Origin of the sequence: Mesorhizobium sp. M4A.F.Ca.ET.090.04.2.1 (assembly GCF_003999085.1) — a bacterium.
Taxonomy (GTDB): Bacteria; Pseudomonadota; Alphaproteobacteria; order Rhizobiales; family Rhizobiaceae; genus Mesorhizobium.
This window is the reverse complement of record NZ_RZOT01000116.1, coordinates 1-12,373: the sequence shown is the minus strand read 5'-3', so window position 1 is coordinate 12,373 and position 12,373 is coordinate 1. Positions and strand designations below refer to the sequence as shown.

At 58.7% G+C, this 12,373-nt stretch carries 12 protein-coding genes, 1 tRNA gene and 1 pseudogene; 7 read left to right on the top strand and 7 right to left on the bottom strand.

The window, feature by feature from the left end; genetic code table 11:
* Together EN781_RS34760 and EN781_RS10890 are read left to right on the top strand one after the other, a co-directional pair.
* A pseudogene (locus tag EN781_RS34760) lies at positions 1–269 on the top strand (hypothetical protein); the annotation flags it as partial.
* Positions 270–378: 109 nt separating this feature from the next.
* Positions 379–654 carry a hypothetical protein gene (locus EN781_RS10890; RefSeq protein ID WP_189347470.1) on the top strand — a complete coding sequence of 92 codons (276 nt, stop codon included), beginning with the start codon at positions 379–381 and terminating at the stop codon, positions 652–654.
* Between the two features lie 162 nt (positions 655–816).
* On the opposite strand, the gene EN781_RS10885 is transcribed toward EN781_RS10890, so the two are convergent.
* Together EN781_RS10885 and EN781_RS10880 are read right to left on the bottom strand one after the other, a co-directional pair.
* Positions 817–1,560 (bottom strand): response regulator transcription factor, encoded by a 744-nt coding sequence (locus EN781_RS10885; RefSeq protein ID WP_126055867.1) that lies wholly within the window; start codon positions 1,558–1,560, stop codon positions 817–819.
* Between the two features lie 224 nt (positions 1,561–1,784).
* Positions 1,785–2,489 (bottom strand): Crp/Fnr family transcriptional regulator, encoded by a 705-nt coding sequence (locus EN781_RS10880; RefSeq protein ID WP_126055866.1) that lies wholly within the window; start codon positions 2,487–2,489, stop codon positions 1,785–1,787.
* 306 nt (positions 2,490–2,795) lie between these two features.
* Between EN781_RS10880 and EN781_RS10875 the strand changes: the two genes are divergently transcribed.
* A complete protein-coding gene (locus EN781_RS10875) occupies positions 2,796–3,062 on the top strand; it encodes a hypothetical protein (protein WP_126055865.1) in 267 nt (88 codons plus the stop codon).
* Positions 3,063–3,175: 113 nt separating this feature from the next.
* On the opposite strand, the gene EN781_RS10870 is transcribed toward EN781_RS10875, so the two are convergent.
* The 4 genes from EN781_RS10870 to EN781_RS10855 form a co-directional block, all read right to left on the bottom strand.
* Positions 3,176–3,250, bottom strand: a tRNA-Gln gene (locus EN781_RS10870).
* A gap of 177 nt (positions 3,251–3,427) precedes the next feature.
* Positions 3,428–3,772: a VOC family protein gene (locus tag EN781_RS10865; protein WP_126055864.1), complete on the bottom strand. Its 345-nt coding sequence runs from the start codon at positions 3,770–3,772 to the stop codon at positions 3,428–3,430.
* Positions 3,773–3,856: 84 nt separating this feature from the next.
* A complete protein-coding gene (locus EN781_RS10860) occupies positions 3,857–4,975 on the bottom strand; it encodes a glycosyltransferase (RefSeq protein ID WP_126055863.1) in 1,119 nt (372 codons plus the stop codon).
* On the bottom strand, positions 4,972–6,096 hold the full coding sequence (locus EN781_RS10855; RefSeq protein ID WP_126055862.1) for a glycosyltransferase family 1 protein: 1,125 nt from the start codon (positions 6,094–6,096) through the stop codon (positions 4,972–4,974). The genes EN781_RS10860 and EN781_RS10855 overlap by 4 nt, the downstream gene beginning before the upstream one ends.
* A 172-nt stretch (positions 6,097–6,268) precedes the next feature.
* On the opposite strand from EN781_RS10855, the gene EN781_RS10850 reads away from it, so the two are divergent.
* The 4 genes from EN781_RS10850 to EN781_RS10835 are packed head-to-tail and all read left to right on the top strand — an operon-like array spanning position 6,269 to position 9,876.
* Positions 6,269–7,315: a glycosyltransferase family 2 protein gene (locus tag EN781_RS10850; RefSeq protein ID WP_245455546.1), complete on the top strand. Its 1,047-nt coding sequence runs from the start codon at positions 6,269–6,271 to the stop codon at positions 7,313–7,315.
* A 4-nt stretch (positions 7,316–7,319) separates the two neighbouring features.
* Complete coding sequence (locus EN781_RS10845) at positions 7,320–7,961, top strand: class I SAM-dependent methyltransferase (protein ID WP_126055861.1); 642 nt, start codon at positions 7,320–7,322, stop codon at positions 7,959–7,961.
* Positions 7,922–8,842: a hypothetical protein gene (locus tag EN781_RS10840; RefSeq protein WP_245492582.1), complete on the top strand. Its 921-nt coding sequence runs from the start codon at positions 7,922–7,924 to the stop codon at positions 8,840–8,842. Before EN781_RS10845 ends, EN781_RS10840 begins: the two co-directional genes overlap by 40 nt.
* A gap of 26 nt (positions 8,843–8,868) precedes the next feature.
* Positions 8,869–9,876, top strand: a complete 1,008-nt coding sequence (locus EN781_RS10835) for an FkbM family methyltransferase (RefSeq protein ID WP_126055860.1) — start codon at positions 8,869–8,871, stop codon at positions 9,874–9,876.
* 132 nt (positions 9,877–10,008) lie between these two features.
* Here EN781_RS10835 and EN781_RS10830 read toward each other — a convergent pair.
* A partial coding sequence (locus EN781_RS10830; RefSeq protein ID WP_210213469.1) for a hypothetical protein occupies positions 10,009–12,373 on the bottom strand: 2,365 nt, incomplete at its 5' end.

Sequence of the window (12,373 nt, the reverse complement as noted above, 5' to 3'; positions counted from 1 at the left end):
CACTGGAGGGTCTTCGCTTACCTGCCCGCTTGTGGCCGATGTATCGGATGGCAAAATCGACTTCTTTCCACGACCGCTTCGGCACGCAACGCCGTAAGATCTTGTTCGACCGGGAGGCACTCGCGAGACTTGCGAGGTGCCCGGAATGGAATGCATGGCACCCCAACCATTTGGCCGAGGCTCCCGCGCTTGGGAAGGTCAAAATTCCATGGCAATTGCACATTCCAGTGCAAAAAAAGGACGGTGGATCATGCGGTGAAAGAGCTTGACTCGCCGGCGATCTGCTAACAGATTCGTGCGTGTCGTTATGCGGGACGTTTACAGGAAACAGACAAAGAGCTTTTTGCTATCCATTTGAAGTTGAGGGGATTTATCAAGGTGAGCAAAGCATCGATTGCTCCTGGATTTTCGCTCAACGAAGCTCGAATCGGAACGGTCGAGGGTGGAGAGCTGGGGCTCCTGGTCTGGAAATTCGACCAACTGGTTGCAGTCCTGACTCGGATCGACGAGGAAGCCTACTCCACGAAGGGCAAATGGTTCCTCGAGACAGGGTTCGGGTTGCTGAGCGGGCAGCACAAGAATTTCGATACGATTGAGGACGCCGTGAGTTGGGTAGGCAGATATACCTTCCCCGACTCTGCCCACTCTGATTGATCGGCGGATCCACGGGCGGCTGTTAATCCAAATCCCGGTTGGCTTTCGGAAAGGAAGCCGGTCGCTTCCTTTCTTGCGGTCGAACCCGCGCCGAAGCGAGGCTGGCACCTCCGATGCCATTCACCGCAACGGAGGTCCCGCGAAACTTACTTGGGATCACTTTCAGCGAGTGTTCGTTCCGCAAATGAGATCCTTGACCTTGCAGGCGACCTCGGTGCGGTTGGCCGCCTTCAGCTTCTTCATGATATTTCGGATGTGGACCTTCACGGTGCTTTCGCGCAGGTTCAGCTCGTAGGCGATGATCTTGTTCGCCTTGCCGTGCAGGAGCGCTTGCGCGACCTCGGCCTGCCTGAGCGTGAACAATCCCGCCAAGGGTTGCCTGTCGCAACTGCCTGGATCTATCAGATGCCGCATTGATAGGACGCTGCTCGCCGGGACGAAGATACCTCCAACTGCCGCGAGGTTGATTGCCTCGACGCAGACGTCGATCCCTACCGAAGTCGGAATGTAGCCGCGTGCGCCGCATTCGAGAGCCGTCAGTATCTGTGCAAGGTCTTCGTTGTCGGCCAGGATAACGACGGGGATTGATTTGAACTCGGATGATATATGCCTGATCTCGTCTGCCACGCCATGATCGGTCGCCTTCCGGCCGCCAAGATTGAAGAGTATGGCGACAAGGGGAGGGAACGAACTCTTCTTCACGCGCCATTGATCGATCGAACCCATTGCGGCGACCACCATGCCGAGTTCGTGGTCAACGAGCGCCGATGCGAGACATTCGCGGTCCAAAGCTCTACCATCTAGGATAAGGAGGCATTCCTTACGATGGACATTTTCGGTTCCGCTTGATCGAACTCCTGATTGATTGGCCGAGGTGTAATTGTGCAGTCCTGTTACGCCACCCATACTACCCACCCTTTCCCAACACTGGCAGCCTTGCGGCCTACATAACTCCTTGTGAAAGTTGGAGACTTGATTGCAGCAGCTAGGCGCCTTCCTCGCTTCCCCACAGCGAGAACGGCTCGGGCAGTTTATAGCCTATTTATGAGCGGTCTCTAACATAAGTTAATTTTCGGTAAATTTCGCGTCCGGAAAGCCGTCGCCCGGCACCGGACACCGGAGGGCAACTTCTACCTGAGGTACTCCTTGTCGAATCCGGCCGTCTCGACCAGCTTCTTGCGATTGATCACCTCTACGTGGCCTGCCTTGAAAGAGACGAGATCGGCCTTGCGAAGTTCCCTCAACGTCCGGTTGACGTGGACGGTGGTCATTCCGAGGATGTCCGCCAGTTCGTGCTGGGCAAGGGGACACTCATATCTTCCATGGTCCGACAGGCCAACTTTCGAGAGCCTCTCCTCCAACTCGAGCAGGAAATGGGCGGTGCGGCTCATCGCGTTCCGTCGTCCGACATTCACGAGATGTTCGGCAAGGATGGCGTTCAGCCGGGCCAGGGCGCAGGCGATCTTGTTCCCGAAGCGACCTTCAGACAGGGCGGCATCGACCAATGCTTTCCTGGAAATTTCATAGACAGCTAGTTCGGTTATGGACGCCAATGACGCGAAACGGGGTCCGTCCACGAAGTGGAAACCGACAATGTCCCCCCAGAGAGGAGTGTCGATGATCTGCCGCTCTCCATCCAGCAGTTCGCGGTAAAGGATGGCCCAACCTGATTTTAGGATGAATACCGTGTCGTCGGTGTCATCCTGGCGGCATATCACCGAATGGGGTTTGTAGATTTTCGCGGAAACACCGAAGGAATCGTTGTTTCCCCAGCCGTTCTTCGACAACGTCCCCCCTACGGGATGCGAGCGCATGAACTGCAACAGCGTTTGCATGAAGCTTCGCGTGTTTGCCCCAAATTACCGCGCAACCTACAATAGCCGCTCGCGGAAAGCCAGTTGTACGCTGCTTATTCCTTGATCGGCCTCCTCTTTGAATGACGGACCAGATGCTTACGCACTGCCAGAAGTGCCGCAGCCTGTTAGCCAATGTTGAAAAGTGCGGAGCCCTCTTCGGCACACAACATTCTGACCCGGCCGCTGATACTGACGCAATAGCGATTCAACCAACGCTGCTTTCTTGGCTCATTTTTGGCCGAAGCTTGCTCGACGTCGATCGGCCCGACCGCAGCTTGCCGGCCATTGCAGAAGACCTCCCGTGATGGTCCAGGTGCTGATCAGGAAGTTATCGATGGCGCGTTCTACGACCGTATTTCAGCTTGGTGGCGGTTCGAACAGACGCGCTTGCTCCGCGAGATCGAACGGCATGGCGAGGCCGAGGGATCATACACGGAGGATGGAGTGCGCCTGCTGGCGCTGGCGCGCAATACCCGGCAACTGTTCGCCCGGCAGGCTCCTCGCGAGAAGAAGCGGCTTCTAAGCTTGGTACCTGTCGAACTGCGCGTGTGACGAAGGGAAGTTCGCGCGGTGTTCCGACAACCATCTGATTTGCTTACGGAAACAACTGCAACGCTTCGACCGGGAAAGCCAAAGGAGCCAAATTGTCAACAGAGCATCCTGTTTGGCTGGGGCGCCAGGATTCGAACCTGGGAATGTCGGTACCAAAAACCGATGCCTTACCACTTGGCGACGCCCCAACAGCCGCAACGTGCCCGCTGAGCGCGGCCTTATAGGACGAGCCGCCGCAAAGCTCAATGCTTGGACGGGCTGCGTCCAAAGTAATCTTGCCGCATGTTTCCCGCCACGGACCGTCGCGCGTTTGGGGGCATGAGTGTCGTGCGCGACGCTTGGCTTGAAAAGCCGCGGGTTGCGGTCTACTCGCCCCAGACCGCCAGCTCGTTGCCCGCCGGATCCGCGAAATGGAAGCGCCGCCCTCCAGGAAACGGGAGGATCGGCTTGACGATGGTGCCGCCGGCATTCTCGACCGCGGCAAGCGTTTCCTCCAGCGCGTGCGAATAGAGCACCGGTAGCGGTTTGGCGGCGGCTTCGCCGGCATCGGCCTGGAAACCGCCGTCAATTCCTTCGGCAAAGGCCGAATAGGTCGGCCCATAGTCGGTGAACGACCAGCCGAGGGCGGCGCTGTAGAAGGCTTTCACGCTGTCCAGCGTGCCGCCGGTTGCCGGCAGTTCAAGATAGTCGAGCTTCCCGGTCAGTTTCATGACGCAACTCCCCAAAATGTTCTCGTTATGTTCTATATCGACGGACATCGACCCGCAAGCCCCTCTAGAGAAACCGCCTTCAGCTCAGCCTTTGCGGCCGCCGAGCTGACGGTAGAGCTCGGCGTAGGATTTCCCCATCCTGTCGGCGGTGAAGAGGCGCACGTACCGGTCGCGCGCGGCTCGTCCCCAACTCGCCGCCTCCGTCGGCGAGGCAATCAGCCGGTTTATCGCCTCGGCAAGCCCGGCCGGATCTGAAGGCGGCACGACGAGCCCGGTTGTGCCGGCCTCATTGACGTAGCTCGTGCCCGTTCCGATTTCGCACGAGACCATCGGCTTGCCGCGCATCGCCGCCTCGACCAGCGAAAGCCCGTAGGCCTCCGACCTCTGGTTCGAAGGAAAGACGAAGCCAAGGCAATTGTTGAGCAGCGCCATCTTGCGCGGCTCGCTCACTTCGCCAAGGAAGATCACGTTGTCGCAGCGCAGCGTTTCGGCCTGCAGCCTGAGCTCCGCTTCAATGGGCCCCGAGCCGGCTATGACGATCTTGCAACGGACTTGGCCGGCGGCCTCAATCAGGACATCCAGTCCCTTGTAGTAACGCAGGACGCCGACGAACAGCACGAACGGCCCCGGAATTGTCGACCGGCACCAATCATTGTCGGCATCTGTAGGGGAGGGGTAGGCGCCTTCGTCGATGCCGATGGGAATGACCTTCGTCTTGGCTCTGAATGCCGCAAGAATGGGGCTCGATCGCAGGTAGTCCGGGGATGTCGCCACGATGGCGTCGACATCGCCCAGGAAGCGCATCATCAAAGGCCGGTAGAAAGGCAGGATGAGTCGCTGCTTGACGATATCGGAATGGTAGGTGACGAGCGCCGGCTTGCCGTGGCGGGACTGAAAATGCACCACGTCCATGAGCGGCCATGGAAAGTGATAGTGGATCAGGTCGGCCTTGGCCGACAGAGCCCGGAACTTGCGGAAAACCTCGCGCGAGAACCCCGTCGACGCCAGCTCGAAATCCAGCTTCGCCTTTGTGGTCATATGTTCGTCCAGGGGGCGCGTCGCCTCGTCGGGCGTGCGGCTGAGCGACAGCACTTCCGTTTCGATGCCATGACGGGACGTGCTTTGGGCGACGGCATGGATCGTCCGCTCGACGCCGCCAAAAGTGTCCGGCCAGTAGGTTTTGAAAAAATGCAGGACTCTCAAGCCACGGTCCTTCGTCTTTGTCCGATGGCCTGTTCAAAGATGTCGAGCATGCCTCTGGCGTGATTTTCCCAGCTGAAACGTTCGGCATTCCGGCGCGCCCCGGCCGCAATCGCCTGGCGCAATTGCGCATCACTGCAAAGCCGGCCGAACGCGTCGGCGATCGCCCTGGGATCGTTCGGATCGACAAGAATGGCGCAGTGGCCGGCGACTTCCGGCATCGAGGATGTGTTGGACGTCAGGACCGCTTTGCCGAATGACTGTGCCTCGACAATCGGAAAGCCGAAACCCTCATAGAGGGACGGCATCGCCAGGAAAAGGCAATTCGCATAGAGCGTTGCAAGCATCCCGTCGTCCACGAACCCGGTGAAGACGACGTTCATCTCGAGCCCGCCGCGGCGCACGTCGTCGGCCAGGCTCGTCTGTTTCCAGCCACTGCCGCCGACGATGACCAGGTCGCAGGCAGACCGGGCGCTGGCGGGCAGCAGGCTGTAAGCCTCTATCAGCCTGCCCAGGTTCTTTCTCGGCTCGAGCGTGCCGACGAAAAGCGCGTAAGGCCTGGTGATGCCGACCTGCTCCAGGCTTGAAAAGCCGCCCGGGGCGGGGAGCGACGTAGTGCCGGGGGCGACTGTACTGATCGGCGACCGCAGCCAGGAGAACTCCGTCGTCAAGGCGGTAGCCGTGGCGTTCGAATCTGCCACCACCCTATCGGCTCTTCGCAATGCCGGTTTCATCAGCAGGCGCTCGCCGATACGGGTCCGGGCGCGCATGGTCTCCGGCGCGTGCACCCAGACAAGATCGTGGATGGTGACGACACGGGCGATCCGCTCGGCAAGGATGAGGGGCAAGCGGTGAGCCGGCCCCCAGAACACATCCACCCTGTCGCGCGAGGCCAAGGACGGCAGGATGGCTTGCCCCCACAGCGCGCGGGCGGGGAGGGACCTGAACCCTGCGGTCCGCAAGGCCACGCCGCTCGGGATATCGTAGCTGGGGTTGACCTGGCCGGGAGCGTAGACAAAGACCTCGGCACCGAGCGCCGACAGGGCCTTGATCGAACTGTGGACGAACCTGCCGATGCCATCGGTGGCCGATCCCAGGTTCCTGCCATCGACCCCGATTCTCAATCTTTTCTCCCGGAAATGAACTGAGCGAAGCATCCGGATATTGCCGTGGGCAGCAGACGGGCGATTGGAAGCGCGACCTGCTCGGAACGGTCGCGACACTAGCCCCTAACAGACATCCCGCCAATTCGGCAACACGAAGCGGGAGGACAAGTCTCGGGTGGGGGAAAACTGCTTGCGCCTCAGCCTCAGGATGATAGATGCACTCTGTCAACCTCCCGATTTCGAGGGCGAGCTGCTGCCAAAGCTGATCATCCAGATTCCTTGTTACAACGAAGCAGAAACACTGGCGATAGCGCTGAGCGATCTGCCGCGGACCGTCACAGGCTTCGACAGTGTCGAATGGTTGATCATCGATGATGGTAGCACCGACGAAACGGTCAGGATTGCCGAGGAAAACGGCGTCGACCATGTCGTCCGTCACACCAGCAATCGTGGCCTTGCCGCCGCCTTCATGACCGGCATCGAGGCCTGTCTGGCACAAGGCGCCGATGTCATCGTCAACACGGATGCCGACAATCAATATCACGCCGCCGATCTTCCGGCCCTGACCTTGCCGGTCCTGCAGGAGCGCGCCGACATGGTCATCGGCGCTCGGCCGATTTCGGAGATAGAACATTTCTCTCCGGCCAAGAAGTTGCTGCAAAAGCTTGGCAGTTGGGTGGTTCGGGTGAGCAGCGGCACCGACGTTCAGGATGCGCCGAGCGGATTCCGCGCCATCTCGCGAACCGCGGCCCAGCGCCTGATCGTGTTCAACAACTACACCTACACGCTGGAAACCATCATCCAGGCCGGCCGCAAGAACATGCGCGTGGTCTCGGTGCCGATCCGCGTCAATGGCGATCTTAGGCCATCGAAGCTGGTCAAGAGCATACCTTCCTATCTGAAGCGTTCGATGTTCACCATCGTGCGCATCTTCGTCATCTACCAGCCTGCCCGCTTCTTCGGCATTGCCGCAGCGCTGCTTTTCGGACTTGGCTTCCTGATTGGCCTGCGCTTCCTCTATTTCTACCTGACCGGAACGGGCACCGGCCATATACAGTCGGTGATCCTTGCGGGCGCGCTGATGTCGATGGGCTTCCAGTGCCTTCTCGTCGCTTTCCTGGCCGATGTGATAGCGGCCAACCGCAAGCTGCTGGAGGACATCCGCTATACGCAGCGGGCGACCCAGGGAGAGAATGGCAATTACGCCGCGGCTCGGTCCAGCAGGAAAGCAGGATAGGCAGATGAAGGTAGCTGGCGGGCAGGCGGAGGATGGCATTGTCATAGGCAACACCTATGACAAATACGGCACGCGCAACCCGATCGCCCGCCGGATGGTGCAAGGCTTCGAAGGGGCGTTGTCCGGCCTGGTGGCCAAGGTAAGGCCCGCCACCATCCACGAGGTCGGATGTGGAGAAGGCTACTGGATCATGCGTTGGCTCGGGCAGGGCATCGATGCGCGAGGCACCGATTTCTCTGCCCAAGTTATCGGTATGGCAAAGGAAAACGCGCGCGGACAGGGTATGGACCATGGGCGTTTCACGGTTCGCAGCATTTATGATGTGACCCCAGAACACGACAGCGCCGATCTCATCGTCTGTTGCGAAGTAATGGAGCACCTCGAGGAGCCGCAGAAGGCGTTGCTAGCGCTGCAGCGTATCGTCAGGTCGGACCTGATCCTCAGCGTACCCCGCGAGCCGCTTTGGCGCGTGCTTAATCTCGCGCGTGGCAAATACGTCTCGGCCTTGGGAAACACGCCCGGCCATCTACAGCACTGGTCGCAGCGCGGCATCGTCTCGCTGGTGTCGCAGTTTTTCGATGTCACCGAGACACTGTCGCCACTGCCGTGGACCATGCTTCATTGCAAATCGAAGAACAGGCGCTGACGATGGCGCTCGGCCCGGGCGCCAAGACCTGGCTCAATCGCACGGGAGCTCTCTTGGGATTGGCCGGTGTCCTCTTCGTCGGGATCAGGCTTCAAGGCTACGCCGGTGAGATCGATTTCCGAAGACTGGGAGCCGGCGGCTATCTCGCAATTGCAGCCCTGGCTGGTTTATATGGCGCGTCGAACCTGTTGCTGGCTCTCGGCTGGCAGAAGCTGTTGCACCATCTCCAGACACCGGTTTCGCGATCTTGGGCGATTCACGCCTACGCGATCTCGCAATTCGCTAAATATGTTCCCGGTAACATTTTCCAATTTGCGGGTCGGCAGGCTATCGGTGTGGCTGCCGGTATCGGCAACGGTCCGCTCGCCAAATCAACTGTCTACGAACTGGCCTTTCTCACTATCGGCGGAGCCCTCTTTTTTCCGCTTGTGCTACCGCTGATCGCACCCAGCGCACCGGCATGGCTCGGCTGGACCTCTTTCATCGTGGCGATGGCCAGCGCGCTTTGGCTGGTCACCTTTGCCGGTCCGGACTTTGGCATGGCGGCTATCTTCTATGTCGCCTTTCTCGCGCTTTCGGGCTTGGTTTTTGCCCTGGTCTTTGATCTTGCTGGCGGCTCCGGCGAATTCGGGTTGCATCCGGCGATTGCCGGCGCCTATGTGCTGGCGTGGCTGTTGGGCATGGTGACGCCGGGCGCGCCGGCCGGTATCGGCGTCAGGGAAGCGGTTCTGCTGTTTTTGCTTGGAGGCTTCGGTTCCGGTGCGGTCATCCTGCTAGCGGTGGTGATCGGGCGGGTGGTCACCATCCTCGGCGATCTTCTCTTCTTTTCCGGCGGACTGATCGCCGGCAGATTTTGTCGGATAGCTGATGACCAACGCTGAAGGCGCAACTGAATAGGGGAGACGACATGCTCAAAGCCGCGGCACTCAAGATACCGCAGATCAAGAGGTTGTGGCAGGATCGGGACAATCTTTTGGCGGAGCGCGACATCCTGCGCCGGGAAAACGAGCGGTTGCAAACGTCCGAGCAGCCGGGACCAGGTAGCGTATTCTTTCACTACAACTGTAGCTTCGATGCCATCGGCACTATCAACAATCACGCTCGGAACGCTCTGACCGCGGATCCGTCTTACGTCACGAACTTTCTCGGCGTCAGAGTTGCCCCTAGGTTTTTCCCTGGCATTCTCGATGGCAAAGCCGGCACCATCGAGCCGATACCGATCCCTGCCAATTGGCATGCCGACATTGCGGAATGGGCGGCAGCGCTCAGGGCCGTTGATTTGGCTTCAGGACGCTTCCGTGTGGTGGAGTTGGGGTGTGGCTGGGGGTGTTGGCTGAACAATACCGGGGTTGCAGCCCGCAACAGGGCACTCGCCGTCGAACTGATCGGCATCGAAGGCGACAGCGAGCACGTCGCCTATGCCCACGAAGCGATGGCGGCCAATGGCTTCTCCGGCAATGAGTTCCGTATCATCCACGGTGTCGCAGCCCCTGAAAAGGGCGTGGCACTCTTTCCGGTCGTCGAAAATGCCGGGGCGTCCTGGGGCTCGGAGCCGATCCTGAGTGCGACCGCAGCACAGATCAAGGAGGCCTCAGCGTCCGGGCAATATCAGCAACTTTCCGCCTTCTCATTGGCCGAGATCGTCAGCGACGAGCCGGTTGATCTCCTGCACATCGATATCCAGGGCGGCGAAGCCGACTTTATCGATGCCGCCATTGCCGACCTCAACAGATTTGTCCGCTACATCGTCATCGGCACACATTCCCGCCAGATCGAGGGACGGATCATGAGCATCCTCCTGAGCCATGGTTGGAAACTTGAGATGGAGCGCCCGGCAATTATTCGGCTGGTCGAGGGGTGCCCGCAGATTTCAGTCGATGGCGTACAAGGCTGGCTAAGCCCTGCTAGAGGCTAGATCGCGCTTTCCCGATTCGAAATGCGCGCATAGGTGCGACAGATTCGGCCAGACAACAGGTTCAACAGTCTGGGCAAGCGACTCGGAAATATCCAACCTTCTTAGATATCCACTGCGATCGCAGAGACATGCCTACTTGACCACAGCCAAAGATTGAAGAAGAACGCCGAGCGTTCGAGTATCGCCACTCCCATATGCAGAAGGTGAGCGCAACTGGTCAACAAGGAAATCCAATTGACCATTGTTCGCGAAACCAGTTGCCGGAAGGTCGACGGAGATCATGCCGGAAACACCACAATATTTGTGATCCAACATTACAGTCGTCCCGCTGCGAATTTCCACCTTTGTGCAGGCATCTCCCGGCGCGAAGACCGAAAACCTAACGCTCAATTTCCCACCGTCCGGAATGTCTGTCACGTCGACCAAAATTGATGCCTGCTTCTCGCGAGACCAGGTCCCAAGAGGTTCGGGCCGGTACCAACCGCGTCCGACGAGAAAGCTTTCGCCAATCTCTCCACTCACGAAATTTGCCGGCTTGCCAAGATCGATTGGAGGCATCGCATTCCACACCGACAAAGTGCCAGCCGGGTCGAGTCCGTGCGCAAGGCGGACGACAGCGTAATGCGGCATTAAATCCACATCGTATCTGTCCTCGGCGTCTAGTGCCATGGCGATGGGGGAAAGCTCCTTTTCTCGCTCATCAGGTGCAGGCCAATCATGAGCCGCCCAAAGCAGATTGATGTATGGGAGGACGACGGCATCGACTTTGCCGCTCTCAAGAAAGGCCCTCACTCTCATCGCGAACTCAGGCGCTACCTTGCCTTGCTCAAAGTCGGTCATCTCTCGAGGCCAGTTGCCAATGGCGTATGCAAGGTTCTTATCTCCCCCCACATTGTAGGCTCGAATGTCCAGTTCGCTTGCGATGTAGTTGATTAGGAAGTCATTGCCGTACGGCAGAAACGCCACCCTCTCGCCCTTGTGAAAGTGCGGTTTCCATGACGCGATTTCATCCGTCAAGTCGTTGACGACGTTTCGGAAGTGCCTGTATTCATCCAGTTGCGTATTGCTGGGGATGTTGAAGACCAGCAAAATCAGCAGCAGAGCGGCGCGAGCGTTCATTGACAACTTCTCGCTTGCCAGCATCAGCACAAAGATAGCCCAGCACCCGAACATTCCGAGAGCCGTCCAGCGATAGCTGGCTCGCATGATCTTGAATCCGGGTAGATATTCTGAAATCCACGCATTTCCGGTTTCAAACCAACCATACAAAGCGGGCATCAGTTGACTGGCGTCCGCAGGCCGATAAGTCAAAAATTTAACAGTTGGGCCAAGCGCCATATAGAACCCAGCTATGGCCATCAGCCCAAAGGCCAGCAGGAAGAGTTTTCTCCCCTTGAGCGTGAGCGCACCGTAGAGCGCTACCATCATGATCCCAGCGCAGAACGTCGAAACGAACGTCGATGCATCTCCGAAATAGTTATCCTGCGCCCGCGCTGCGCTAAGACCGAGCACGTCAGGGATCGCCAATACGCCATATGTCGGCACAAAGAAGAATTCCAGGTTCGCGCCCCATCCTCGAAAACCATCAATCTGTTCCGTGGCGAATGTCGGAGTTCCCTCGTAAAAGGAGTAGGCCACGTAGGATGCTCCAAACGCGAACGCGATGATGAGGGCGCGGTACAGCAGGTCCATCTTCAGATTGTGACGACGGCTGGCAAGTGTGCACCCAAGCATCAAAGCGGTGCCAGAAGCGAACATCATGAACGTATAGCCGTCCATGAACACCGCCACGAAAGCAGCACCAACAAAGGCCAGGCACGACCAAGCAGAGAGCCGACCGATCAAAACCGCTATCGCGGCAAGATAATAGAGGGGCAGCAAGGCAATTCCGAGCGCCACCGCCGAGTAGCCATTATGCTGCCAGACGATTGGGAATGTGCACCATATCAAGGCACTGAGCAGCGAGGCCGGTCGTCCCGCCTCGATGTACCTAGCGAACCAGAATGCACCCGCAAAGGCTATCGCAAGCCACATGGCGAACACCGCCGCATAGGCGTTGGCTGGCGACGCGCCTGCTTTTAACAACACTGCCGCAGGAAGTGCGGCTGACATCCCGAAGGATATCGCTGCCGGCTGCGGAAGCCCGAAATTGTGAGCATGCAAAGATCCGAAATTTACGAACGACTTCGAGAACCCGAGAAGCCAGAACGCCTGTCCCGCAGTCGGGCTCATGTAGCCAGGAATTGCGCCATTGGCGACAAGGACCAGCGGAAAAAGGGTAACTCCCGCCAGCAGGGTTTTCAGACTGTTCGACATGTGCTCTGTAGCCACTCCGCTTTCCGGGTCACCATTTTCGAATGGCATGAACGACCAGCCAACGGCAGCCAACAGCGTCGAGACGGATAACTTTGCGGCCCCTGAGGGTTGGCTGGCGCCTGTCATTGTGTTGGCTGGTCGTTCATGCCATTCGAAAATGGTGACCCGGAAAGCGGAGTGG

Excerpts from the sequence above, each read along its gene's own strand:
- EN781_RS10885 (WP_126055867.1), bottom strand. The coding sequence starts at position 1,560 with ATGGGTGGCGTAACAGGACTGCACAATTACACCTCGGCCAATCAATCA.
- EN781_RS10880 (WP_126055866.1), bottom strand. The coding sequence starts at position 2,489 with ATGCAAACGCTGTTGCAGTTCATGCGCTCGCATCCCGTAGGGGGGACG.
- EN781_RS10865 (WP_126055864.1), bottom strand. The coding sequence starts at position 3,772 with ATGAAACTGACCGGGAAGCTCGACTATCTTGAACTGCCGGCAACCGGC.
- EN781_RS10845 (WP_126055861.1), top strand. The coding sequence starts at position 7,320 with ATGAAGGTAGCTGGCGGGCAGGCGGAGGATGGCATTGTCATAGGCAAC.
- EN781_RS10835 (WP_126055860.1), top strand. The coding sequence starts at position 8,869 with ATGCTCAAAGCCGCGGCACTCAAGATACCGCAGATCAAGAGGTTGTGG.